Annotated in this window: 1 protein-coding gene and 1 pseudogene; one reads left to right on the forward strand and one right to left on the reverse strand. The window is 39.8% G+C overall.

Going from position 1 to position 752, the window contains the following annotated elements; all coding sequences use genetic code 11:
- Positions 1–395: IS256 family transposase (locus tag J582_RS25460; RefSeq protein ID WP_032048910.1), on the reverse strand; the 395-nt coding region annotated here is incomplete at its 3' end.
- A gap of 75 nt (positions 396–470) precedes the next feature.
- On the opposite strand from J582_RS25460, the pseudogene J582_RS0105625 reads away from it, so the two are divergent.
- Positions 471–752 (forward strand): annotated as a pseudogene (locus tag J582_RS0105625) (SDR family NAD(P)-dependent oxidoreductase); the annotation flags it as partial.

Consider the following 752-nt stretch of genomic DNA (forward strand, 5'->3'; position numbering starts at 1 on the left):
ACATCGGCATCGTACATTTCTTTAAAAAAAGCAACAATTTCTCTATTTGTCATTCCTTTCGCATATAGCGAAAGAATTTGATCATCCATGCTAGTAATGCGCGTTTGATGCTTCTTAATAATCTGTGGTTCAAAAGAGCCGTCACGATCACGAGGGATATCTAAAGCAAGCTGCCCATCTTGTGTTAGAACTGTTTTGGAGCTAAAACCATTACGTGCATTAGATCCTTTCTTAGGTTGATGCTTTTCATAGCCTAAATGTTCAGAAGGCTCAGTATTCAGAGCGGTTTCGATCATGAACTTTTTAAATATGGCTGTCATTTGGTTTAAATCTTCAGGAGTTTTTAAACCTTTAGCTAATTCAGCTGCCATACTTTTGATTGTAGCTTCATCCATGTGAAGTACCTCTTTTTATTATCCTCAGTAGGATAAATGAAAATTAAGTACTTACACAAAATTTAGAACAGTCCCCCAAAGTTCAAAAAACTAGGTTACGGCGCGATTATTAATGTAGCTTCTGCTGCATCGTACACGGCTGCTCCAGAAATGACTGCTTATAACGTAACGAAAGCGGGTGTTCGTGCGCTGTCTGAAACGCTTTCGGCCGAACTTCGTAAATTTAACATTAAAGTCAATGTGCTCTGCCCGACTTTGGTGCCCACCAATATCATTAAAAATGGTCGGATTCCGGGCCGTTATTCCAAGCTTGCAGACCATGCACTCATGAACTATGCACTCACCACAAGTGATGAT

Origin of the sequence: Acinetobacter sp. 1566109, from assembly GCF_000582255.1 — a bacterium.
GTDB lineage: Bacteria > Pseudomonadota > Gammaproteobacteria > Pseudomonadales > Moraxellaceae > Acinetobacter > Acinetobacter nosocomialis.